The sequence below is a fragment of the Rhizobium sp. 01T444 genome (assembly GCF_056398305.1).
The window spans coordinates 383119-406499 of record NZ_JBFTPD010000001.1 but is presented as its reverse complement, the minus strand read 5'-3'; the positions used below and the strand labels follow the sequence as shown (position 1 = coordinate 406499).

23 protein-coding genes, 1 tRNA gene and 1 pseudogene are annotated in these 23381 nt (G+C 58.2%); 13 read left to right on the top strand and 12 right to left on the bottom strand.

The window, feature by feature from the left end:
• Positions 1-5: 5 nt before the first annotated feature.
• Positions 6-1085, top strand: coding sequence for a bifunctional transcriptional activator/DNA repair enzyme AdaA (locus AC1DTN_RS01955; protein ID WP_477919785.1), 1080 nt, complete (start codon positions 6-8; stop codon positions 1083-1085).
• On the top strand, positions 1072-1842 hold the full coding sequence (locus AC1DTN_RS01950; RefSeq protein WP_477919783.1) for an isocitrate lyase/PEP mutase family protein: 771 nt from the start codon (positions 1072-1074) through the stop codon (positions 1840-1842). Before AC1DTN_RS01955 ends, AC1DTN_RS01950 begins: the two co-directional genes overlap by 14 nt.
• Here AC1DTN_RS01950 and AC1DTN_RS01945 read toward each other — a convergent pair.
• Positions 1827-2744 carry a LysR family transcriptional regulator gene (locus tag AC1DTN_RS01945; RefSeq protein ID WP_477919781.1) on the bottom strand — a complete coding sequence of 306 codons (918 nt, stop codon included), beginning with the start codon at positions 2742-2744 and terminating at the stop codon, positions 1827-1829. The genes AC1DTN_RS01950 and AC1DTN_RS01945 overlap by 16 nt on opposite strands.
• Positions 2745-2863: 119 nt before the next feature.
• On the opposite strand from AC1DTN_RS01945, the gene AC1DTN_RS01940 reads away from it, so the two are divergent.
• Positions 2864-3709, top strand: a complete 846-nt coding sequence (locus AC1DTN_RS01940; RefSeq protein WP_477919780.1) for an oxidoreductase — start codon at positions 2864-2866, stop codon at positions 3707-3709.
• Positions 3710-3741: 32 nt separating this feature from the next.
• Here AC1DTN_RS01940 and argB read toward each other — a convergent pair whose 3' ends face one another.
• Complete coding sequence (gene argB / locus AC1DTN_RS01935; protein ID WP_037100983.1) at positions 3742-4629, bottom strand: acetylglutamate kinase; 888 nt, start codon at positions 4627-4629, stop codon at positions 3742-3744.
• A gap of 156 nt (positions 4630-4785) precedes the next feature.
• On the opposite strand from argB, the gene AC1DTN_RS01930 reads away from it, so the two are divergent.
• From AC1DTN_RS01930 to AC1DTN_RS01920, 3 genes are all read left to right on the top strand, one after another.
• Positions 4786-5322: a sigma-70 family RNA polymerase sigma factor gene (locus AC1DTN_RS01930; RefSeq protein ID WP_439013967.1), complete on the top strand. Its 537-nt coding sequence runs from the start codon at positions 4786-4788 to the stop codon at positions 5320-5322.
• On the top strand, positions 5319-6038 hold the full coding sequence (locus AC1DTN_RS01925) for an anti-sigma factor (RefSeq protein ID WP_477919778.1): 720 nt from the start codon (positions 5319-5321) through the stop codon (positions 6036-6038). Before AC1DTN_RS01930 ends, AC1DTN_RS01925 begins: the two co-directional genes overlap by 4 nt.
• A 109-nt stretch (positions 6039-6147) precedes the next feature.
• Positions 6148-6705, top strand: a complete 558-nt coding sequence (locus tag AC1DTN_RS01920) for a fasciclin domain-containing protein (protein WP_113322855.1) — start codon at positions 6148-6150, stop codon at positions 6703-6705.
• Between the two features lie 44 nt (positions 6706-6749).
• On the opposite strand, the gene yihA is transcribed toward AC1DTN_RS01920, so the two are convergent.
• From yihA to rpmH, 4 genes are all read right to left on the bottom strand, one after another.
• Complete coding sequence (yihA, locus tag AC1DTN_RS01915) at positions 6750-7403, bottom strand: ribosome biogenesis GTP-binding protein YihA/YsxC (RefSeq protein ID WP_113322856.1); 654 nt, start codon at positions 7401-7403, stop codon at positions 6750-6752.
• Positions 7404-7533: 130 nt separating this feature from the next.
• Positions 7534-9327, bottom strand: coding sequence for a membrane protein insertase YidC (gene yidC / locus AC1DTN_RS01910; protein WP_477919775.1), 1794 nt, complete (start codon positions 9325-9327; stop codon positions 7534-7536).
• Positions 9327-9728 carry a ribonuclease P protein component gene (gene rnpA, locus AC1DTN_RS01905; protein ID WP_007815037.1) on the bottom strand — a complete coding sequence of 134 codons (402 nt, stop codon included), beginning with the start codon at positions 9726-9728 and terminating at the stop codon, positions 9327-9329. The genes yidC and rnpA overlap by 1 nt, the downstream gene beginning before the upstream one ends.
• A 22-nt stretch (positions 9729-9750) precedes the next feature.
• Entirely contained in the window at positions 9751-9885 is a 135-nt protein-coding gene (rpmH, locus tag AC1DTN_RS01900; RefSeq protein WP_016552555.1) for a 50S ribosomal protein L34, read from the bottom strand.
• A 454-nt stretch (positions 9886-10339) separates the two neighbouring features.
• Between rpmH and AC1DTN_RS01895 the strand changes: the two genes are divergently transcribed.
• The 3 genes from AC1DTN_RS01895 to AC1DTN_RS01885 all read left to right on the top strand — a co-directional run bounded on the left by AC1DTN_RS01895 (position 10340) and on the right by AC1DTN_RS01885 (position 14204).
• The gene (locus AC1DTN_RS01895; RefSeq protein ID WP_477919774.1) at positions 10340-12331 is read left to right on the top strand and encodes a methyl-accepting chemotaxis protein; all 1992 of its coding nucleotides are present in this window, start codon (positions 10340-10342) and stop codon (positions 12329-12331) included.
• Between the two features lie 152 nt (positions 12332-12483).
• Complete coding sequence (locus AC1DTN_RS01890) at positions 12484-14004, top strand: ATP-binding protein (protein ID WP_477919773.1); 1521 nt, start codon at positions 12484-12486, stop codon at positions 14002-14004.
• Positions 14005-14127: 123 nt separating this feature from the next.
• Positions 14128-14204: transfer RNA gene (locus AC1DTN_RS01885), tRNA-Arg, on the top strand.
• On the opposite strand, the gene AC1DTN_RS01880 is transcribed toward AC1DTN_RS01885, so the two are convergent.
• The 3 genes from AC1DTN_RS01880 to AC1DTN_RS01870 form a co-directional block, all read right to left on the bottom strand.
• Complete coding sequence (locus tag AC1DTN_RS01880) at positions 14205-15149, bottom strand: tyrosine-type recombinase/integrase (RefSeq protein ID WP_477919771.1); 945 nt, start codon at positions 15147-15149, stop codon at positions 14205-14207.
• Positions 15150-15845: 696 nt separating this feature from the next.
• Positions 15846-16112: a hypothetical protein gene (locus AC1DTN_RS01875; protein WP_477919769.1), complete on the bottom strand. Its 267-nt coding sequence runs from the start codon at positions 16110-16112 to the stop codon at positions 15846-15848.
• A gap of 86 nt (positions 16113-16198) precedes the next feature.
• Positions 16199-16411, bottom strand: coding sequence for a hypothetical protein (locus AC1DTN_RS01870; protein ID WP_477919768.1), 213 nt, complete (start codon positions 16409-16411; stop codon positions 16199-16201).
• A 133-nt stretch (positions 16412-16544) separates the two neighbouring features.
• On the opposite strand from AC1DTN_RS01870, the gene AC1DTN_RS01865 reads away from it, so the two are divergent.
• Entirely contained in the window at positions 16545-16706 is a 162-nt protein-coding gene (locus AC1DTN_RS01865) for a hypothetical protein (protein WP_477919766.1), read from the top strand.
• Between the two features lie 100 nt (positions 16707-16806).
• Here the strand turns inward: AC1DTN_RS01865 and AC1DTN_RS01860 are convergent, their stop codons facing one another.
• Both AC1DTN_RS01860 and AC1DTN_RS01855 read right to left on the bottom strand, forming a co-directional pair.
• The gene (locus AC1DTN_RS01860) at positions 16807-17793 is read right to left on the bottom strand and encodes a GTP pyrophosphokinase (RefSeq protein ID WP_477919765.1); all 987 of its coding nucleotides are present in this window, start codon (positions 17791-17793) and stop codon (positions 16807-16809) included.
• Positions 17790-18866 carry a nucleoid-associated protein gene (locus AC1DTN_RS01855; protein ID WP_477919763.1) on the bottom strand — a complete coding sequence of 359 codons (1077 nt, stop codon included), beginning with the start codon at positions 18864-18866 and terminating at the stop codon, positions 17790-17792. Before AC1DTN_RS01855 ends, AC1DTN_RS01860 begins: the two co-directional genes overlap by 4 nt.
• Before the next feature lie 599 nt (positions 18867-19465).
• Here AC1DTN_RS01855 and AC1DTN_RS01850 point away from each other — a divergent pair.
• On the top strand, positions 19466-20581 hold the full coding sequence (locus AC1DTN_RS01850; protein ID WP_477919762.1) for an acyltransferase family protein: 1116 nt from the start codon (positions 19466-19468) through the stop codon (positions 20579-20581).
• On the opposite strand, the gene AC1DTN_RS01845 is transcribed toward AC1DTN_RS01850, so the two are convergent.
• On the bottom strand, positions 20532-20888 hold the full coding sequence (locus AC1DTN_RS01845; protein WP_477919760.1) for a hypothetical protein: 357 nt from the start codon (positions 20886-20888) through the stop codon (positions 20532-20534). The two genes, AC1DTN_RS01850 and AC1DTN_RS01845, sit on opposite strands and share 50 nt — an antisense overlap.
• 381 nt (positions 20889-21269) lie before the next feature.
• Between AC1DTN_RS01845 and AC1DTN_RS01840 the strand changes: the two are divergent.
• Together AC1DTN_RS01840 and AC1DTN_RS01835 are read left to right on the top strand one after the other, a co-directional pair.
• Positions 21270-22458: pseudogene (locus tag AC1DTN_RS01840) on the top strand (IS3 family transposase).
• A 525-nt stretch (positions 22459-22983) separates the two neighbouring features.
• Entirely contained in the window at positions 22984-23376 is a 393-nt protein-coding gene (locus AC1DTN_RS01835) for a hypothetical protein (RefSeq protein ID WP_477919759.1), read from the top strand.
• Positions 23377-23381: the final 5 nt, after the last annotated feature.

Genomic DNA, 23381 nt, shown 5'->3' with positions numbered 1-23381 from the left:
CGAACATGCTTTTCGAACGCCCCGATGATGACACGCTCTATGATGCCCTGATCACGCGCAGCGCCGATTATGAGGGCCAGGCCTATGTCTGCGTGAAGACGACAGGCATCTTCTGCCGTCTGACCTGCCCGGCGCGCAAGCCGAAGCGGGAAAACACCATCTTCTTCGACACGATCGCCGCCTGCATGCATTCGGGCTTCCGCCCGTGCCAGCGCTGCAAGCCGCTGGAGCAGCCGGGCCGCGAGCCGATCGTCGACATGCTCTTGGCGCGGCTCGACAGCGAACCGGAAGTGCGCTGGACCGAAGATGAGCTGGTGTGCCGGGGCTATGATCCATCGACCGTCCGCCGCGCTTTCAAGCGAGCGCTCGGCATGACCTTCCACGATATTGTCCGCTATCGCCGGCTGGGCGAGGCCGCGCGGCAGCTCGCCGATGGTGCGCGTGTCATCGATGCGCAGCTCGACGCGGGATATGAATCCCCGAGCGGTTTTCGAGCCGCCTTTCAGCGATTGATCGGCAAGGCCCCGGCGCTCTCGCAAAACCGCGAACTGCTCTTTGCCGACTGGTTCGATACACCGCTCGGGCCGATGATAGCAGTCGCCGACAAGTCGCATGTGCATCTCCTCGAATTTCACGACCGCAGGGCCTTGCCGACCGAACTCGAAGCGCTACAGAAGCGCGTCCGCTCCTCGGTCGCGATCGGTCGCACGCCTGTTATCGACCAGATCGAAACGGAGATCAGGGACTATTTCGAAGGGGGGCTAACCACGTTCAAGACGCCGCTGGCGCTTGGCGGCACGCCCTTCGAAAAGCATGTCTGGGCAAAGCTCATCGAAATCCCTGTCGGCCAGACGCGCGCCTATGGCGAGCTCGCAAGAGAGATGGAAAGGCCGGAGGTGGTGCGTGCCGTCGGCCGCGCCAACGGCGCCAACCAGCTCGCGATCATCGTGCCCTGCCATCGCGTCCTCGGCGCGGACGGCTCATTGACGGGTTATGGCGGCGGGCTCTGGCGCAAGCAATGGCTGCTTCGGCACGAGGAAAAATCAGTGCGCATAAGATGGAGAGGACAGCATGAACCAGATTGAAAAGGCCGAGTTTTTCGGCACGCTGCATCGCAAGGGCAATCCCGTTATTCTCTACAACATCTGGGATGCCGGAACGGCCAAGGCTGTGACGGAGGCCGGTGCGAAGGCACTTGCGACCGGAAGCTGGTCCGTCGCGGCCGCCAATGGTTATGGCGACGGCCAGAAGCTGCCGATGGATGTGCTTATCGAGACGGCGCGCTCGATCACGGCCGTCAACGACCTGCCGCTCTCGGTGGATTTCGAAGGTGGCTATTCCACGGAACCCGCCGGCGCCGCAGCCAATGTCGCAAAGCTCATCGAGGCCGGCGCCGTTGGGGTCAATTTCGAGGACCAGCGCGTCGGCGAGACCGGCCTTCATCCCATCGAAGCGCAAGCAGCACGCATCCGCGCGATCAGGGAAATGGCCAAGGCACGGGGTATCGATTTCTTCATCAACGCCCGCACCGATCTCTTCCTTCAGGAAGGTGACGGCTCCAGGCATGCAGGGTTGGTCGATGCGGCGATCGAGCGTGGCAAGGCTTATGCGGCGGCAGGCGCCAGCGGCTTCTTCGTGCCGGGCCTGATCGAGCCGGCCTTGATCGAAAAAGTCTGCGCGGGATCCACGCTGCCGGTCAATATCATGATGAAGCCGGGTGCACCCGATCCGGCTGATCTCGCAAGGCTCGGTGTTTCGCGCATCAGCTACGGTCCCGGACCGTATCGGGCCATGATGGAAAAGCTGAAGGAAGCCGCGGCCGCGATCTATTCGGCGATCTGATTGTTGTTGGCGAAGCTTTTCTGTGTGGCGATGGCCTGAGCTATGAAATTTCGAATGATGGAAGAGCGCTCGTTGCGTCGGGTGGCGAGCGCCAATCGTGCTGTCGGTGCTTCGCCCGCTATTGCAATGTAGCGAACGCCGGGAACATTGATCTTCGCCATGTCCGCCGGCACGATCGAGACGCCGAGACCGACTGCGATCAGGCTGGCGATCGACGTGATCTGCGGCGCCGACTGGCCGAGCCGTGGTTCAAATCCCGCTCGCCGGCATGCGGCCATGATATCGTCGAAGAAGCCGGCACCCGCCTCGCGCGGAAAGAGGACGAAGCTCTCTCCGGCCAGCGCGTCGAGGCGCAATGTCTGCGCCTCTGACAGCGGGTGCCTTGCTGGAAACACGATGACCATGGGGTCTTCGGCCAGCAGCTGGCATCGGGCCTGCAGCTCATCACCACTACCCGGGCGGATAAAGACGGCGTCGAGCTCTTCCCCATCGAGCCGCTCCAGCAGTTGCGTGGTAGGCGCTTCCTCCAGGTTGAATTCGACGGCTGCATATTTCTCGCGAAAGGCGTTCACGATGGCGGGCACGAGCGGATTGAACATCGCCGAGCCGGTGAAGCCAACCCGCAGCCGCCCGCTCTGGCCGCGCGCCGCCCGGATGGCGGATTGCTTGGCCTGTTCCGCCTGATGCAAAATCGCCCGGGCTTCCGGCAGGAAAGCCTTGCCTGCCTCCGTCAGTTCAGCACCGTTCGACAGGCGGCGGAAAAGGGCCGCGCCAATCTCGTTTTCAAGATCACGTATCTGGTTGCTGAGTGGCGGCTGGCCGATGCCAACCTTCCGTGCTGCGCGCGTGAAATTGAGTTCTTCTGCGACGGCAACGAAATAGCGAAGATGACGAAGCTCCATGTGATACTTTTAAAGTATCGTATTCACCCGTGCAATATATTGGAACTACCTCTCCTGCGCCGCCACATGACGGAACGAGCCGCCTTTATGTGACGGTTGCGCTAGGACAGGAGTTCAAGATGAGTTCAATCGAAAAGCAGTTTCTCATTACCGGCGTCAGCTCGGGCTTTGGCCGCGCCTTTGCGCAAGCCGCATTGGAGAAGGGGCATCGCGTGGTGGGAACCGTGAGGGATGAGGAAGCTGCAGCTCTGTTCGAGAGCTTGGCGCCGGGTCGTGCAATGGCGGTCCGCCTGGACGTGACCGATATCGAAGCAATCGAACCGGCCGTTGCTGGTATCGAGAGAACAATCGGCCCGGTGGACGTTCTCATCAACAATGCCGGCTACGGGCACGAGGGGACATTGGAGGAATCGCCGATCGAGGAGATGCGCCGGCAATTCGAGGTCAATGTCTTCGGCGCCGTCGGAATGATGAAGGCCGTTCTGCCGTTCATGCGCCGACGGCGGGCCGGTCACATCACCAACATCACATCGATGGGCGGGTTCATCACCATGCCGGGCATCGCTTATTATTGCGGCAGCAAATTTGCGCTCGAAGGCATCAGCGAGGTTTTGGCGAAGGAAGTGAAGGCGTTCGGCATCGCAGTCACGGCGGTCGCTCCCGGCTCATTCCGCACCGACTGGGCCGGACGATCGATGATCCGCACCGACAGGAGCATCGCCGACTATGATTCGCTCTTCGATCCCATCCGCAGGGCCCGCGAGGAAAAGAGCGGCAAACAGGCAGGCGATCCTCGCAAAGCGGCCGCCGCCGTATTGGCGCTGGTCGAGGCTGAAAACCCGCCCGTGCATCTCTTGCTCGGCGCCGATGCGCTGGCGCTTGTTCGCGACAAGCTGAAGAGCCTGAGCGCTGAAATCGATGCCTGGGAAGATCTGACGCTCTCGACGAGCTTTGCCGAAGCATGAGAAAAAGGCGCCCGGAAGGGCGCCTTTCTCAATCAGGGAACGATCAGCGTGCCGACGCCGTGCTCGGTGAAGATTTCGAGCAGCACGGAATGGGCCGTCTTGCCGTTCAGGATGACGACGCCCTGCACGCCCGCCTTGATGGCGTCGATGCAGGTTTCGACCTTCGGGATCATGCCGCCGGAAATCGTGCCGTCGGCAATCAGCGCATGCGCTTCGGCGACGGAAAGCTCCTTGATGAGCTTGCCCTGCTTGTCGAGCACGCCGGGCACATCCGTCAGGAACAGCAGCCTGGTGGCGTTCAGCGCGCCGGCGATGGCCCCTGCGAATGTGTCGGCGTTGATGTTGTAGGTCGCGCCGTCGCGGCCGGGAGCAACCGGCGCGATGACCGGGATCATCTCGGAGCGGGCAAGAAGGTCGAGCAGCGTGCGGTCGACTTCCACGACTTCGCCCACGAAGCCGAGATCGAGCACGCGCTCGATGTTGGAATCGGGATCCTTGACGGTCTTGCGAGCCTTTTCGGCGAAGACCATGTTGCCATCTTTGCCGCAGAGGCCGATCGCCCATTCGCCGGTCTGGTTGATCAGCGCGACGATTTCCTTGTTGATCGAGCCGGCAAGCACCATTTCGACGATCTCGACCGTCTTCTGGTCGGTAACGCGCAGGCCGCCTTCGAATTTGGATTCGATACCCATCTTCGTCAGCATCGCGCCGATCTGCGGACCGCCGCCATGCACGACGATCGGGTTGACGCCGGATTGCTTCAAAAGTGCGATATCGCTGGCGAAGGCCTTGCCGAGCTCGGGATTGCCCATGGCATGGCCACCGTACTTCACGACGATCGTCTTGTTTTCGTAGCGCTGCATGAAGGGCAGCGCCTGCGCGAGAAGACGCGCCTGGATTTCGCTTTCGGACTCGTTCATGGGGGACCCCGCGGAATTGATCGCGGCCTTTTATCTCAAGTTTTTGACAGATGGAATAATCCGGCACGCAATAGTTTTTCGTATCTAAGGCTGACCTGGGAACCTGCCAGCTCATATTGAAACTATCGAATCGGAAATCGTTCATTCGAGGGCGACATGACTGGGGATTTTGCAGATTTAATCGGCCGCGTAGCGCTCGGCGACCGCAAGGCCTTCGCCGCACTCTATAACCAGACCAGTCCGAAACTTCTGGCGATCTGCCTTCGTATTCTGGGAAGCAGGAACGAGGCGGAAGAGGTGCTGCAAGAGGTCTACATCAAGATATGGCAGCGCGCCGGTGCCTTTACTGCTGGCTCCTCGACATCGGTCGCTTGGCTTGCGGCAATTGCCCGCAATCAGTCGATCGATGCGTTGCGGGCGCGCAAGCCGGTAGCCGACGAAATCGACAAAGCGCTCGATCTTGCCGATGCCGGTCCCGATCCTGAAGCGCAAGTCGTGATTAAGGATGAAGGAAGGCGGATTGACACCTGCATGGAAGAGTTGGAAGCTGATCGTGCGGTCGCGGTGAAACGGGCTTATGTCGAAGGGCTGAGCTATCAGGAACTGGCCGATCAGTTTGGTGTCCCGCTGAACACGGTGAGGACATGGCTAAGACGCAGCCTGCTGAAACTGAGAGAGTGCATGGAACGATGACATCGCCCGACAAAAGCAAGGGAGACCGCTCCCGGGATGAGGTTCTCGCCGGCGAGTATGTGCTGGGCGTCCTCTCTCTTCACGATCGCAGGATCGTTGAGGAGCGCATGCGTCGCGACCGGCAGTTTGCTGCCATCGTCAGCCGCTGGGAGGTCAACCTCTCCAGCTTCAACGACGAATATGGCACGGCTGCTCCGAGCAGCGAGACCTTCAAGCAGATCGAGGCGCGCCTCTTCGCCAATGCAGAAAGTGAACCGCGCTTTTCGCACGGCCTCTGGAATTCCGCCGGTTTCTGGCGCTCGCTGACATTTGCCTCGCTTGCGGTCACCTTGGGCGTCATCGCCTTTGCCTCCGGTCTCGTGCCCCAGCCCCCGGCATCGCCGCCGCTGGTGGCGGACCTCTCGGGACAGAACAATCAGGTCAATCTGACGGCCTCCTACGATATCCAGAGTGGGCGATTGAAGATCATACCGGTTGCGGCCGGCAAGCCGGAGGAGAAATCCCTGGAGCTCTGGCTCGTGCCGGGTAGCGGGACGCCCCGTTCTCTCGGCGTTTTCCAACCGGGTATGAACGGTGCATTGCTGATCCCGACCGATATGCGCAGCCAGATTTCCGATGGCACGACGCTGGCCGTCAGCCTGGAGCCATTCGGCGGTTCGCCCACACATCAGCCGTCAGGCCCCGTCATAGCCAGCGGTTCGATCCACAGGCCGTAAAACAAAATCATTTTCTGAAACTCTTCTGCAGCGCCTTCCGTAGTTGCTGATATCCGGGCGGCGCAGGGCATAAAGCCGGCGGCTGCGACCGGGTGCAGAGGAGAAAACCATGATCAAGTCCGCACTGCGTGCCGCAGCGCTCACCGCCGCCTTTTCCGCTATCGCCTTCGCCGCTCAGGCAAAGAACCCGATGGTCGGCGGCGCCGCGATGTATGCTAACAAGAACATCGTCGAGAATGCCGTCAATTCCAAGGATCACACCACCCTGGTTGCTGCCGTGAAGGCAGCCGGCCTCGTCAGCACGCTGGAAGGCAAGGGGCCTTTCACCGTCTTCGCGCCGACCAATGAAGCCTTCGCTGCCCTGCCGAAAGGCACTGTCGATACGTTGCTGAAGCCAGAAAACAAGGGCAAGCTTGTCAAGGTTCTGACCTGCCATGTCGTTGCCGCAGATGCCATGTCGAAGACCGTCGCCAAGATGATCAAGGACGATGGCGGCGAGCACGACATCAAAACGGTCGGCGGCTGCGTGCTCAAGGCAAAGGAAAGCATGGGCAAGATCACGCTGACGGATGAAAATGGCGGTGTCGCCCACGTCACCATCGCCGACGTCAAACAGTCGAACGGCGTCATCCACGTCGTCGACGAAGTGCTGCTGCCGAAGATGTAAATTCAAATACAGGCTGTCGGGGGCGCCCTTCTGGGCGCCTCTTTTTATTTCCAGTTGCTGACGCCGACCGTTTCGGCAATCGCCTGCCGCAGCTCGTCCAATCCTTCGTTCTTTTCCGAGGAGGTGGAAAGCACGCCCGGATAGGCGGCGGGGCGCTTGCGGATCTTCTCCGATGTTTCAGCCAGCAGCTTTGGCACGGCAGGCGCTTTGATCTTGTCCGTCTTGGTCAGCACGATCTGGTAGGAGACGGCCGCCTTGTCGAGCAGCGTCAGGACGTCATCGTCGTTCTTCTTAATGCCGTGGCGGCTGTCGATCAGCACATAGACGCGCTTCAGCGTCGAGCGGCCGCGCAAATAGTCGAAGACGAGCTTTGTCCAGTTATCCACCTGCTCCTTCGGCGCCTGTGCATAGCCATAGCCCGGCATATCGACCAGCGCCATCGGCGGCAGGTCGTTGCCCTCGCCGGAATAGCCGTCCGGAACGAAGTAGTTAAGCTCCTGCGTGCGGCCCGGCGTATTGGAGGTGCGCGCCAGACCTTTCTGACCGACCAGCGCGTTGATCAGCGACGATTTGCCGACATTCGACCGGCCGGCGAAAGCGACTTCCAAGGGGCCTTCCGGCGGAAGGAATTTCATGGAAGGCACGCCGCGGATGAATATCCAGGGGTGGCCGAAGAGCGGCTTTGCGATTTCAGTCATATGAATTCTGCAATCTCCGGGTTCGGTAATGAAACCGGCTTCATGTTTTTAAGACCTATTGTCAAGGTTCGCACGGTTGAGCGCTTCTGTGGCCCGAAACAAAAAGCCCCGCCGAAGCAGGGCTTTTCGACTATTTCGATGGCGCCGGTTTTCGCTTGAACAGGCCCTTCAGATTGTCGAAGAGCTCGATCTTCACGCCGTGACGCTTCATGATCACCGACTGCTGCAGCACCGAGAGCGTGTTGTTCCAGGCCCAGTAGATGACGAGGCCGGCCGGGAAGCTTGCCAGCATGAACATGAACACCAGCGGCATCCAGTTGAAGATCATTGCCTGCGTCGGGTCGGGCGGGGTCGGGTTCATGCGCATCTGCACGAACATGGTGACGCCCATGATCAGCGGCCAGACGCCGAGATGCAGCAAGGCCGGTGCCTCGAAAGGCAGCAGGCCGAACAGGTTGACGATCGTCGTCGGGTCGGGCGCCGAAAGATCGCGGATCCAGCCGAAGAACGGCGCGTGCCGCATTTCGATGGTGATGTAGATCACCTTGTAGAGCGAGAAGAAGATCGGGATCTGCAGCGCAACCGGCCAGCAGCCGGCGATCGGATTGATCTTTTCTTCCTTGTAGAGCTGCATCGTCGCCTGCTGCAGGCCCATGCGGTCGTCGCCGAATTTTGCCTTCAGCTCTTCCATCTTCGGCTGCATGCGCTTCATGTTCGCCATCGAAGCGTACTGCTTGCTGGCGAGCGGGAAGAACAGCGCCTTGACGACGATGGTCGTGCAGAGGATCGCCACGCCGAAATTGCCGAAGTAGCGGAAGAAGAAGTCCATCAGCTTGAACATCGGCTGCGTGAGGAACCAGAACCAGCCCCAGTCGATCAGGCGATCGAAATTCGGGATGGAATATTTCGTTTCATATTCATCGACGACAGGCACTTCCTTGGCGCCGGCAAAGACGAGGTTCTTGACGTCGACCGTCGCTCCGGGAGCGATCGACAGGCCTTCACCCTTGAAATCGGCCTGGTAGCGCGGCTGACCGTCCGTGAAATGCGAGAAGCGGGAATCGAAGGGAATGGTCTGGCTCGGAATGAGAGCCGCGGCCCAATACTTGTCGGTAATGCCGATCCAGCCGCCGGTGACCGTCGGGTTGGACTGGTTTTCCTTTTCGATCGCCGTGTACTTGCTCTCGGAAATGCCGCTGCCGGCGCCGAGCACGCCGAGGAAGCCCTCATGCAGCACGTAGACCGAAGGCGTGGTCGGCTTGTTATAGCGCGTCACGCGGCCATAATTGGACAGCGATACGGCGGCATCGCCGCTATTGGTGATCTTGTCGACGACCGTGAACATGTATCGGTCATCGACGGAAATCGTCCGGGTAAAGGTCAGGCCCTTGTCATTGGTATAGGTCAGCGTCACCGGCGTCTTTTCGGTGAGCTTCGCACCCTCGGGCGCGGTCCAGATGGTAGACGGGCCGGGAACGGCGCCTGTCGCATCAGTGCCGATATAGCCGAACTCGGTGAAATAGCCGTCCTTGGTCTCAGCCGGCGAGAACAGAGTGATGATCGGGCTCGAGTTGTCGACGGTCTCGTGATAGCCCTTCAGCCTCAGGTCGTCGAGGCGCGCACCGGCGAGGTTGATGGAGCCGGAAAGGGCAGCCGTATCGATGGCAACACGCGGCGATTTTGCCAGAGCTTCCTCGCGGGTAGCCGTCGCCGTGGCCTGCCCGGTGGGAGCTGCGCCGTTCGGCTGCGCGCTCTGGCCGCCGGCGGCAGGCTGTTGCGTCTGCTCGGTCTGCTGCTGTGCCTTCTGGGCTTCCTGAGCCTTGCGCTGAGCCTCGATGCGCGGGTTCATATAGAGGAACTGCCAGCCAAGGACGATCAGCACCGAGAGAGCGATCGCAATGAAATAATTGCGGTTGTTTTGCATCATACGTTCCTGGGGCGCTCGTCTTTCGGGCGCCTGTGTTTCGGCCTGGTTTCCACGCGGGCTTTCAGTTCCGCGGCCAGTTCATCGAAGGACGCTGTCAAGACGTCCCTGCGGGCGACAACCACATAGTCGTGTCCGGGCTGCATTGCAAACCCTGCATGAAGCCGCACCGCCTCTTTCAGGCGTCGCCGCATGCGGTTTCTTTCGACCGCGTTGCCATGTTTTTTGGTGACTGTGAAGCCGACGCGGGCTTCGCTTTCTTCTTCCTTGCGGTTCAGGACCTCGAGAAGGAAGAGAGGGCCGCGGCGCTTTTCGCCTTCGCGGACTGCAAGAAATTGCGGGCGGCTCAAGAGCCGCCCGACAATCTGTTTGTCTTCTTTGGTCTTCAAGTCGCCCGTCATTTGCTATCGGGCAATTCCGGCCTTAGGCCGAAAGACGCTTGCGGCCGCGTGCGCGGCGAGCAACGATGACCTTGCGGCCGCCCTTAGTGGCCATACGCGCACGGAAACCGTGGCGGCGCTTGCGAACAAGCTTCGAGGGCTGATAGGTACGCTTCATTTATTTAAACACCGCGGAGTGCGGCCCTTCTTGAATTTGCATAATGCAAGGAGCGTGGTTTTTCGAACGGGCGAGGTCGCAAAAGACCTGAAACGACCGGACGTGCGGCGGCTTATACAAATGAAGCCTGCCAAAGTCAATTATGACAGGCAGATTCCCCGGAGCTGCGTGGCGGATGGCAAGATTTCGCACTCTGGCGTTAACGAATTTGGTTCTTCACTATATGGTTGTATATTTCATCCATAAGCTTCCGAAAGCTCTCAGCCGCAACTTTTATTCCTTGAAGATGCTCGGCCCGAGACAAAGCATAATGCGCGCAACAGTAAATATGGGTAATTTCTTGTAGTCGATATTGTTAATATTCGAAATACAACATTAACGAATTTACCCGATCTTTCAGTACATCGGCTGGGAATTTGCTTTCCAGCCATTGTGCGAAGCGAGGGAGCGTTCAGTGAAAATTCGCGGCAAAATCAATCTTCTTGTCTCCGTCATGGGTGGCGTTGCGCTTCTGATCGGCGCCACCGCGCTGTCGGCGATGAGCGAGTACAACGCGAACCTGACTGCTTATGAGCATGCTGCGGCCCGCGCCTACGCCGGTGAACGCCTCAACCGCTTCGTCACCGCCGTCGTCATGGAATCGCGCGGCATCTATGCTGCAAAGAGCCTGGAACAGACGCCGGCCTTCGCCAAGGGCCTGATGGCCGGTCTGGATGAGATCGACAAGGTCATCGCCGGTTGGGCGCCGCTTGTGCCTGACAGCGAGAAGGATACTTTCGCCAAGCTCATCGACCGCGCCAAGGAATTCCGCACCTTCCGCAGCGAGACAGCCCGTCTCGGCACGGAGGTGAGCCCGCAGGCCGCCAACGAGCAGGGCAACAACGACGCCAACCGCGCCAACCGCAAGGCTTTCCAGGCCGAGATCGACGCGATCGTCAACACTGACAAGGCCGCACTGACGGCCGTCGACGACCAGATCGAGAGCTTCCGCAGCTGGATCCTGATGCTGGTGCTCAGCATCACCGGCATCGGTATCGCAGTCGGCGTTGGCATGGGCTTTTACATCGGCACCAGCCACCTGAGCCGGCCGATCAAGAAGGTGACTCAGGCGATCAAGGACGTCGCAGACGGCAATTTCCAGGCGGAAGTGCCCTTCGCCGGTCGCAAGGACGAAATCGGTGAGATGGCCGCTGCCGTCGCCATCTTTAAGGAAAACGGCCTCGTCATTCAGCGCATGAACGCACAGGAAGCGGCAATGCGTGCAAAGAGCGACGACCTGCAGTCCAGCATGTCCGTCGTCGTTGCAGCTGCTGCTGCCGGCGATTTCAGCCACCGCATCAACAAGGATTATCAGGACGAAAGCCTCAACCAGTTCGCCGGCAATATCAACACGCTGCTGTCGAGCGTCGATGCCGGCGTCGACGAAACCCGCCGCGTCATAGCAAGCCTTGCTGAAGGCGACCTGACGCAGACTATGCGCGGTCAATTCCAGGGCGCCTTTGCCGAATTGCAGAAAAACGTCAACAGCACGTTCGTGACGCTGCAGACGACCATGCGCGAAGTGCGCGAGACGACCGAAGCGATCAACGGAAATACCAACGAACTCAGGAACGCCAGCGACGATCTTTCCAAGCGCACGGAACAGCAGGCTGCCGCACTTGAGGAAACCTCTGCTGCTCTCGATGAGATCACAGCCGTTGTGCAGAACTCGACGGAACGCGCCCAGGAAGCGACCGTCATGGTCTCCGAGGCGAAGGACAATGCCGGTCGTTCCGGGGTCGTGGTCCGCAACGCCGTCGATGCCATGGGTCGTATCGAGCAGGCCTCCCGCGAAATCAGTCAGATCATCAATGTCATCGATGAGATCGCCTTCCAGACCAACCTGCTGGCGCTGAATGCCGGCGTCGAGGCCGCACGCGCTGGTGAAGCCGGCAAGGGCTTCGCTGTGGTCGCCCAGGAAGTGCGCGAACTCGCCCAGCGCTCGGCAACGGCCGCCAAGGATATCAAGGCGCTCATCAACAAGTCGGGCGACGAAGTGCAGGTCGGCGTCAAGCTGGTCCAAGCGACCGGCAATGCGCTCTCGGAGATCGAGACGCGGGTCATCGCCATCAACGACCATATCCATTCGATCGCAACGGCGGCAAAGGAACAGTCGACCGGCCTCAAGGAGGTCAACACGGCCGTCAACCAGATGGACCAGGTGACTCAGCAGAACGCCGCAATGGTGGAAGAAACCTCGGCTGCGACCCACAAGCTGTCAGCCGAAGCCGATGGCCTCGTGCGCCTCATCTCCCGCTTCAAGGTTTCCAACGAGGCGCCCGTTGCCGTTGCCCGCCAGCAGCATCACCAGCCAGTCGCCTCTCCGGCGCGCCGCGCTATCGGCCGCGTCGCCCGCGCCTTCAGCGGCAATGCCGCTGTTGCGGAGCAGAGCTGGGAAGAGTTCTGATAGGCTTTATGACCGGATCGGAACGCCGCCTGCGGGCGGCGTTTTTGTTTGTGACGACTTGCCGCTCCTCGCAAAGATTTGAAAGCGGAGCATTCTCGTCTAATATAAGAGCTCATTCTGATGGCGGCCTTTCGCCGCACGGACAAGACGAGATGCCGGTTCAAGACCAGGGCGAGACTTCCAAGGCGGAAAACATCGTGGCCGGTGAGGCTGCCAAGGGTTCCTATCCGCGTGCCGGCATGTTCAGCCGCCTTTCCGGCAAGCTGCTCTGGCTCACCGTCTTCTTCATCATGCTGGCGGAAATCCTGATCTTCTTTCCCTCGATCGCGAGCATGCGTGTGCGTTGGCTGGAGGATCGGCTGAATACGGCCGCCGCTGCCGCAATCGTCATCGACGGCCTGCAGCCGGTGGATCTGCCGCGCGCGCTGCAGAAGGAGACGCTGGAGGCGACGGGCACCAAGGCGATTGTGCTGCGCAAGGACGGCACCTCCCGCCTGCTCGCCATGAGCGAAATGCCGACCTCGGTCGACGAATCCTACGATCTCAGCAACATCCCGCCATTGACCGCGATGCGCGACGCGCTGGACACGATGATCTTCGGCGGCAACCGCATGATCCGCGTCTATGGTGCGGTGGGCGAGACCAATACCGGCGTCGAGGTGGTCATGAAAGACCGGCCTCTGCGTAAGGCGATGTTCGTCTATGCCCGTAACGTGCTGCTGCTGTCGATCCTGATCTCACTCTTTACCGCGACACTGATTTTCTTCTCCATCAATCGCATTCTCATCCGCCCGATCCGCAGACTGACGGGCAGCATGCAGCAATTCGCCTCGGATCCCGAAAATCCGCTGCATGTCTATGTCGGCGACGACGGCCGTGACGAACTGGCTGTTGCCGGCCGCAATCTTACATCCATGCAGCTCGAACTGCAGAAGACGCTGAAGCAGCAGAAAAACCTTGCAGCACTTGGCCTCGCGGTCTCGAAGATCAACCACGACATGCGCAACATCCTGGCATCCGCCCAGCTCATGTCTGACCGCCTCGTCGATGTCGACGATCCCTTGGTGAAAAGCTTCGCGCCGAAGCTACTGCGCACCATCGATCGCGCCGTCGGCTACACGACCGAAGTCCTCTCTTACGGCAAGGCAACTGAATCGGCGCCGCGCCGCCGCCGAATCCATCTTTACGAGCTTGTGCAGGAGGTGAAGGACATCCTCGCCATCGAGCCACAAAGCGGCGTCGAGTTCATCGAGCAGATGGGGCCGGATCTGGAAGTGGACGCTGATAGCGAGCAATTGTTCCGGATCATCCACAATCTCTGCCGCAACGCTCTGCAGGCGTTGACCTCGCCGGGCGAGCAGGGGGCTGGGATCGTCAGGCGCATTACAGTCGCCGCCCAGCGCGTCGGCAGCGTCGTCAGCATCACGGTGGACGATACAGGCCCCGGCATGCCGCTGAAGGCGCGCCAGAACCTGTTTGCGGCCTTCCGCGGCTCGGCCCGCTCCGGCGGCACCGGTCTAGGCCTCACCATCGCCCGCGAGCTGGTGCTGGCCCACGGCGGCACCATCGCGCTTGTGGAAAAGCCTTCGGTCGGCACGCAGTTCCGCATCGAAATTCCGGATCGCCCCGTTTCACTGGAAGATTACCGCAGCCGGTCGCACGCCGAAAAGTGATGCAATTTCCGCAAGCGAGCCTTGCCGAACCAAAGTCGCGATTTTTTTCGAATTGCTCTTGCATTGCCCGAAAAGACCCTTTAGAGAACCGCCCACGCAAGCGGCACGGCCGCCACTGCAGACGCACCCGTAGCTCAGCTGGATAGAGCACCAGACTACGAATCTGGGGGTCAGGAGTTCGAATCTCTTCGGGTGCGCCATCACTTAGCTTCATTTGAAGCCTCGCGTTTTGCAGGCCGTTTTGCAAAATCCGTTTCCAAGACGTTCTCCAGTTTTGCTATCGCGTTGTCAGCCATAGTGCTCGTGCGGGCGAGGTACTTGTCCAGAATCTCTTGAGCGCGGCGAAGCGAATGGCCAGTGACTGAGACGATTTCGCCGAGATTGCATCCTGCTTGAAACAGCATGGTCACGGTCGTTCCGCGAATGTCGTGGAAGTGCAAATCGGTGATTCCCGCATCGGCGCACGTCTTTTCCCATAGCTCGGCGAAATAGCGCTTCTTGAACGCCTTGCCGGTCTTGGTGGTCATGATGAGGGCAGATGTGCGCGCTAGACGGTCCAGCGTCTGTTTCAGAGCCTTGGTGCACTTCACCGCGACATATCGCTTTGTCTTGCCCTGCCGGAGCTTAATATGGGTACCGTCATAGTTCGACCATGCCAGCTTTAGCAGATCGCCTTGACGCTGGCCGGTGTGAAGTGCCAGGACGATCGCGAGCTTCATCTCCTCGTTCGCCTTCTCCATGAAGGCCTCGACGTGTTCCGGCAGCCAGATCAGTTCGGACCTGTCGCCATCATACGCGCGTTCGAAGCCATCCATGACGTTCCTATTCAACGGTCCATCCTTCGTGGCCCATGAAAGGACGCGGGCGAGGATCGTCACCCGGTTGTCAGCCTCGCGTGGCTTGTCCTCCGAAAACTCATCATGCCACTTCAGTACGTCGCGGCGGAACTGCTTGTCTTCGAGCGCCGCATACGGAACGGTCCCGTACTTGCCATCCCAGAAGGTCAAGACGCGCCGATATTCCTTCTTGGTGCTCTCAGCCAGGCGTCGCCATTGCTTCGTGCTATCGAAGTCCCTGATCAATCCAGAAAGTGTTCCTTCATGGCGATTTTTCGGTTTCGTCTCGGCTTCTGCGATGGACGCCATGAACGCAGTTGAACCGGGCTCGCCCGTAAGACGGAACCCGGTTGCGCGGTGATAGTAGTATGTGGCGACGGTCCCGTCGGCGAGGGTTCGTTTGACCGTGTTGATGCCCCTAAGCCTTGTTCGCATTCTCCCGCTTCCATTTCTCGAAAGGCGACAGGTTGTCATTGGCCGGCTCCGGTGAGGAGCGGTCACCTGCTATCGCCCGCTCTATGGCCACACGGCTCCATCGGCGCGTTCCGGGGATGGCGGATGGGACAATTCCCTTCCGAACCCACGAATCGAAGCCGGTGAGGCTCATATGGCACAAAGCGGCCGCCTCTCTCCTCGAGAGGACTAGCGGGCTGTTGTCGTTGGCAGCGATCGCGGATCTCACGCGGTCTTCCGCAAGTTCTCGTTCGCTGCGACTGGCCGTGTGGGCCGACCGATCTTCATTGCGCACATCGTTTCCAGCAGCACGATCGATGGGATGACCGAGCTTTCGGGGCGGAACGTGATCTGGCATCCAAGATTGACTGGCATGGTACCTCCTCTGGCTTTTGGCATAGGTGATCATTCGGCGCCTCGCGGCGTCGTTCTCATCTTCTTCTCTGTGATAAGGCGATGGCGGTCATCCTGGTCTCCTCTGTGGTGGCAGGGAGATGAATGACTGATTCCAAAATCAATCGTTAGGCAAAGAACCAGGCATTGTTTGCGGTGCTATTCGTCGTCGATGTCGTCGTAGGTAGCGATCGCATTCCGAATATGGCTCTCGCTGAATCCGAATTTCGCCCCGAGTTCAGAAAGCGCCGTGTCATAGCGGACTCCCGCCTCCCGCATCTTGTAGAAATCTTCCCCGATCTCGATCCAAAAGGCTGGTAGCGCCTTCGGCCGGCCAGCAACGCGTTTGGCTGGCTTCAGGAGATCCGCGGCGATGCCTTGGACTATTCTGTCAGCCTTCCCGGCCTGCAACAGCTCGATCACCATCCGACGTGCGTCTTCGGTGCGCCCCTGGCTCAGTGCCGATCGGATAGGGACGGCCTGAAGGCTGAACGATGGCGGAAGCTTAGCCATTACACCGCGACTAAATGGGTTCCGCTGACGATCCGGTATGGCCTTCCTGCCGCATCTCCAGGAGCCACTTCGACATGGTAGTTCTCGCGACCCATGAGCGTTATCTCGCGACCGACGATGACAGATCTCATCTTGCCGCCTACGTGGTCGACCGCTTGGCCGATTTCAAATCTATAGGACTCCAATACGGTGATGTTGGCTTGCGCGTTCATTCTCAACCCCGTTGTTCAACAATGTCAGTTGTTGTAAAACGATTCTCGAAATCGGTCAACTAACAAGTGCGGCAAAATACTAACATTTGCTTTTGACCGACTACCGCTTTCGCCACCACATGAGGAGACACAAATGACCCGAACCGCAAGCCTAGGAATACGCGTCGAGCCGGCAGTGAAAAACGCCCTAGAATCTGCAGCAAAGGCAGATCGCCGTACCGTCGCCAGCTACATCGAAAAGCTGATTGTCGATGATCTCGAGGCTAAGGGCTATTTGCCAAAGGATGCAGCATAGTTGCGTTGACAAATTTGTAGAATGGCAAGCGCGATTGGTTCGTTACCGATGAAGGCCACGCCGAAGTCAAGCGGATAGACACCTATCGAGACTGGAAGTTTTAGCTGTGCAACCCATAGCCAAACAAAGAATACAAAGGCGCCAATTCATCGTCGCTTAACGGACTCTCTAGTTTTGCTTTTTCGGGAGATTCCGAAATTGCAAAGAGCACGAGCAGGATCGCGGGGACATCGAAGATGAAGTCTGACGGATCGTGATGGACGAGACGCTCCTTTATGTATGGCTTCTTCTCGAGCCAATCTCTAAGGCTGGCCGCAAAGTTCGAACCGGCAAAGCCTTTGTAATGGTCGACTAGCTGAGTGTTTAAAGGTGACGAAGTCGGTTCACGGCCGGTAAGAGCTCGGTACTCAACCGTCAGGTCGGCTTCGATCTCGCGTGCTGACCGCTCCTTCTCCCTGATTATTCCGACCACCTCTGAAAAGTAGTCGTCGGTCGCTTCGATCAGGGCCATGCTCTTTGCAGCAGCGCGCATCATTTCCGGCGTTGTTGCCACGGAAGGCTTGTAAATCGTATCATGCGTCAGCTCGCTATACGCATGTTGCAGAAGTGTCCGAACCTGGATTTCGCACGGAAGGTCAGCTGGAATCTCCAGGCCATCGTGTTTCGTTCCAGGCTTAGAGCGCACCACGTAATGAAGTGATTGGTAATCGAACACGGAGGGGTTTGCTTGTCGCTCTAGTTCGAAATCTCGCGCTTTGTTTGCGCTCCAGAATGCGGAGGCGCCCTCGATGATATTTCCAATTAGACGGACATCTTCATTGAGCAAAACAACGAACCTCACGCCTACCTTATCTTCGATGTCATTGTACGGATCGGCATACGTTTTTCTAATGAACGCTTTTTGAACTAAAGACTCCTCCGTCTTTACACGAGGAACGACAGGCATCCGGAGAAACACGCCCAAACCCGTCGGCGCAAGTTCCAAGGTGATCAGTTGCACAACCTTGTCGACAACGAAGTGCCCCCACGCATCATACAGAGGGCGCTCCTGCTGCCATCGTTCAACGAAAGCCTTTCGATCAGTCACAGCTGATCGGTCATAGTTCTATTGATGGTAATCTGGCTCCACATCTGTTTGCCTTCGCCTCCAAGCTCCTCCGCCGGAGCTTCTTTAATCTTTACTTCGTTGTTGTGCAGCAGTTCGGGGGATACGGATAATTCAATGCTGTCGCCGAATTTGAACTTTCGTCTGCGAAGACGCGCTCCCATATCGGCAGTATCGCGAACCACTGCCCGCTCAGGGAAACGTTTTGACACCATGAAGCGCTTGTAAGCATCCTTTTGATCTATCGGCAGATACTTATCGGCGAATTCATGGGTCGTGAATGTTGCTGCCTGTTCTGTTTTGACGAACGTGTATAGGGCGTCTCCGAGATCCCTCTTCTTATCTGGAGAGAATGGCCCGCGCCGGACAAATTCCTTTGTAAGATCGTAAAAGCGGGATGTCTCGTAGGCTCCATTGGCGGGAAAGAGGCAGCCGAAGAAGCCTTCATAAAAGTGCTGCGCTGCCGTTTCACGGTGAGAGCTGGAGATGTTGCTGTCGAAAATTATCGCTCTCCAATCAAACCCGTCATCCTTAGGCTCCTGAACAAGGAAGCCGATTTTATACAGCCGGGTAGCTGGCGTGAGAAAGATGTTGTCAAGGAACTCTGTGAGAATCTTCTCGGCGGTTTTGCTACGCCGGAAGCCACTTTGAGTTTCTGCCTTAATCACCCCGAGGAATTTACGCTCGGGAACGCCAAACGATCCGTCAAACGCTATAACCACGCCGCCGGGGATGCTACGAGCCTTCTGAGCAGACGCTAGGCGCACCGCTATTTCCTTGGATACTTCAAGAAAATCGACGTCCCCTGCAAGGTCGATGAGCCTTCCTGAGATATCAACCATACTGCCGGCACCGAAATCGGAGATTTGCATCTCAATGCTCTTCGATTGCGTGGAAAGGGCTTCCGTAACTCTCAATGTAAATGCGCCTTTGGCCGCGGCTTCTAGACCTTCAAGCGCAGCCCCGTAAATTGGTACTTTCGGCTGTCTGTCGTCATCACGCTTCAGCACCTCGTGCATGACAACACGATTTATCTTCAAGTTCTCCAGCTGCATATCTGCTCCGAATCAATGCACGGTTGAAAATTGAAGCAGCATTGACTAATCAATGATAAGCGCAATAGGAACATAACAAGAACATAAGGGATAAATCAGTAAAGTCAAGATTGTGGTGGGACGCTATACCTTTTTTGGCGACGGTAATAAGCGGACTCGTGGCCACATCAAAACATCAAATCTCCGTACCTTAGCGGATATCGCCGCGCCACCAGATCCGGCATGATCACCCCGTGCCGCGGAGGTTGGTTAGAACTCCCGGCGTGGGATCGATCCCCGGCCAGGGCTTGCTTCGGAACAGGTCCTGGCCGGAATACGATAGGCGGGCCTCGCGACCCGCCCCCATCACATTATGGCCAGACGACCTCCGGCAGCTCATTAAGGAACGCATCGACTGTTGGATGCTCGCGCGCGCCGCCCTGCACTTTTGCGCGACCAAAAAGTGCGCCCGGTTCATAGTGATGTCTCCGAAACTGAGTGGGATTGAGGCCGCTAGCGGCGGCCGGGGGGAAATGGTAGGTGAAAGCGCGCGCTGTGAGCGCGCTGCACAAAGATCGCCTATTGCCAAACATGCGACAATTACGGAGAGCGCAATTACAATGAACGATGTCGGACGGATTGGGGATGGGGGTCGCCTGCCGGTGCTGGACGGCCTACGCGGATGGGCTGCCCTCTTCGTCCTGCTCTACCACGTTTTTACCTCTGGGCTGGCGGTTACTCAGGAAAGCGGCGCGTTCCTCCGTCACCTTTTGCCGTTCAACGGCCCTTATGCGGTCATGATCTTTTTCGCCGTATCTGGCGTTTCGCTTTCAATCGGGTATCTCGCTAGGTTTGACAACGGCCTTCTTATCAAAAGCGCAGCAGCTCGATATTTTCGATTGGCCATCCCGATTCTGGCTATTTCTCTTGGTGTGCACTTCGCGATGGTACTCGGTCTCTTAACCCCGTCCGCGGATCGACTGGCGCCGTTTGCAAATACTCTGAATTTCGAGCCAAGTATTGCCCACGTCTTGCGGTTCTCTCTTTATGACGTGTTTTTCAAGTACAGCCCACATTGGACCTATGCCGGACCGCTATGGACCATGAGCGTGGAACTCATCGGATCGTTTCTGCTATTTGCCGTTCTTTTCACGGCCGTTCGAACGCGCCATGCGCTGTTGGTGATCAGCCTCGTCGCAGTTTTGATGATTGCGATGGCGCATACTGACACACTGCGGCTGTATTCCCTATTCCTGTTCGGCGCTGCTATTGCTGGCGCCATCCAGCGCGGATGGATACAGCGGATACCCCCTGCACTCTCAATCACTTTGATTGTAATCGGTATCGCGGCACCAGCTCTATTGCACCCGGCTTTCGACCGTTGGAGCGTTGCAGCGACGGTTGCGCTCACCCTCGGATGCATCGCATCGAGACCGGTGAATGCAATCCTCTCGTGCATCCTATCGAGAAGGCTTGGCGAGCTGTCGTTCCCGCTTTATCTCGTCCACGGCCCTGTGATGGTATTCGTGGGTGAGCCGCTGGTGCGCAATTTTGGCGGCTCTGTCCCTTCAAAAATAGCAATCGACCTGGGAGTGATATTTCTTTCCGTGATCGCGGCACTGCCCATGGTTTCGGTGAACAAGGTTGCGATCAAGGTTTCTAGAGGCGTCGGGAATTACGCCGCCTCTATAGCTTCGACGCTGCAAGAAAGAATTCGTCGATCTGCTCGAGCGTGAAGCCCATAGCTGCAAAGCCTGTCGCCATCATCGGTTCATTCCGAACGAACGTGCCGGAATAGTCGTAGGCGACCCGAACTAACTCGCCTTGCTGGGATATCCATGCATCGACCTGCGATTTGATGCCAGCAATGACTAACTGCATCTTGAATTGGCGCGCCGAAACGCTTTCGACTGGCGGCGCGGGAGGATTGAGGAACGCCAATACTTCAGTATTGTCGTCCGCAAGCTCCTCTTCGGCAACGCCTTTTTGAAGGTTTCGATAGACGCCAGCGATGGCGCCGTTCGTTCGTTGTACGTAGGCCATCAGAATAATCCTCTTGTATCGACCCAGCCTTCGGTGAAAATGACGAGGCTAACCCCGGCCGCAGACGCGCTGAGACGAGACCTGATCTGAGCGCTTGTGTTTGTCTCCACGTTGAACGTCGATTTGCTTCGCTGGAGTGTTGATGATGATAGGGTCGTCATGGCGACTGTGCCGCCAACAACGCTGGGATCACTATCGGCTTGGGACATTGAGGTTAGAAGCGCGAAGAATCCGGCGCCAGAGCTGCTGGACACAAGGATTTGCGCATCGCCGAAGGCGGTAACTACAATGCCTACCGGCACAGACAGGGTACGGGCTGACCTTGCCCCGTTGAAATAATCCATTTTGAAGTAAGCTCTGGCCCATCGAGAGGACCAGGGAATGAAGCGCAACCGTTTCACGGACGAACAGATCATCGGCATTCTGAAGGAGCACGAGGCTGGCACGCCGGTCTCTGAACTTTGCCGCAAGCACGGCGTTAGCGATGCCAGCATCTATAAGTGGAAGGCCAAGTTCGGCGGCATGGACGTATCGGAGGCCAAGCGGCTGAAGACGCTGGAAGACGAGAACACGAAGCTGAAGCGGCTTCTGGCGGATGCGATGCTCGACAATGCCGCTTTGAAAGACCTTTTGGGAAAGAAGTGGTGACGCCCGCAGCAAGGCGGAAAGCTGTCGCTCATCTGATGGATCACCACCAGATGAGCGAACGGCGGGCGTGTAAAGCCATCGGCTTTTGCCGGATGACGATCCGCTACGAAACCAGGCGCAGCGATGACCATGACCTTCGCGAGCGGATGAAGGCGCTGGCGCATGAACGCCGCCGCTTCGGCTATCGACGCCTTCATGTGCTGCTTAGGCGTGAGGGGCACCTTGTGAACCACAAACGGCTCTTCCGGCTCTATCGGGAAGAGAAGCTGACGGTGCGCAAGCGCGGTGGCCGCAAGCGGGCGATCGGCACACGCGCGCCGATGCTGATCCCGCTTGCCGCCAATGATCGCTGGTCGCTGGACTTCGTGTCGGATCAACTCACCGATGGTCGCAGGTTCCGGGTTCTAACGGTCGTCGACGATTGCACCAGGGAATGCCTGGGCCTCGTCGCCGACACATCGCTTTCCGGACTGCTGGTTGCTCGCGAACTGATCGGATCATCGAGAGGCGCGGCAAGCCGAAGATGATCGTCAGCGACAATGGCAGCGAGTTCACCGGCAATGTGATCCTGCAATGGACGGATCGGACCAAGGTGAATTGGCACTATATCGCGCCAGGCAAGCCAATCCAGAACGCCTTTATCGAAAGCTTCAATGGGCGGCTGCGAGACGAGTTCCTGAATGAAACTCTCTTCTCGTCACTGCCCCATGCTCGATCAGCGCTTTCAAACTGGCGAAGCGATTACAACGATCATCGACCCCACTCCAGCCTCGGCTGGCTGACACCTGCCGAGTTCGCTCACACCATCAACCCGCGACGTGATGCGGTGCTGCGCAGCCGGAATGGCTCCGCACGGCAACCCGCCGCTACCGCCGCAAATACCGAAACCAAAAACCGCTGGAGCGAACTCAAAATTGGATAAAACTTGGGGGCAAGGTCAGCGGATATCCTCAGCGGCTAAATCGAACCGCCTCAGCCTCAAAGCAGTGCTCGCACCGAAACAATCGTGGAGATAACGGCACGCCCCGCAGTGTGAAGTGCACCCCGATTTTGGGCCAGCCGGAGCCGGAATTTTCCGCTGTTAAGGCGCAGGTCGGTACTGATAAGCCGTCGTTCTTAAAATCGTCTACCACTCAGCTACCTCCATTGTCACCCGCATATTAATCTCAATTGAGGATTGTAGGCCCTGACGCAACGGTGTAGCGCTTAGATAGAGAGAGTGTCAATTTGCAACATTAACGCGCCATGGAGACTGGTGATGTTTGGAGAGTGTGAAGCACACCTTCGCTTGTCCAGACGTTTTTTTAGGAGCGGATTCGGGCCTATAGCAAGGACGATCCCGTCGCTTCTGGTCGTCCTATTAATCCTCTGGATAATTTCTAGTTGTTCGACGCAGTTGTCGCCGGCTTACGACCGGTCAACATACACAAGTCTCACCGACTTAAACGTGAAGGCCGAGACACTCTTCGCGTCGCTATCTGGCGGCGGAACAGCTAGCAATTTCCCGACCTACAAGGAAACCTACAATCAACTTATTGGTGGCTTTTCCGCCGCGAGGATGGCGACGGCGACCCGCGAGGTTCCTCCTTTAAGCCAGCGGTTGCTCGATACTTCCAAGGTGAAGGCAGCTTGTGGGGAAGACCCGACTGGTTGCGTCAACCCCACGCCCCATCACCTGGACCAGGTGACTGCCCTGCTGACCACGATGCGCGAGACTCATCAGCAAGGCAAGCTCGTTAGCGAGTTGGTCAGTGGATTCAACGGTCAGGGCGGTTTCAAGAACAAGTACGAAAGCGAAATGAGCCGGGTCTTGGTGTTCGAGGCTGCGCTCCAGCGATAGGGGGT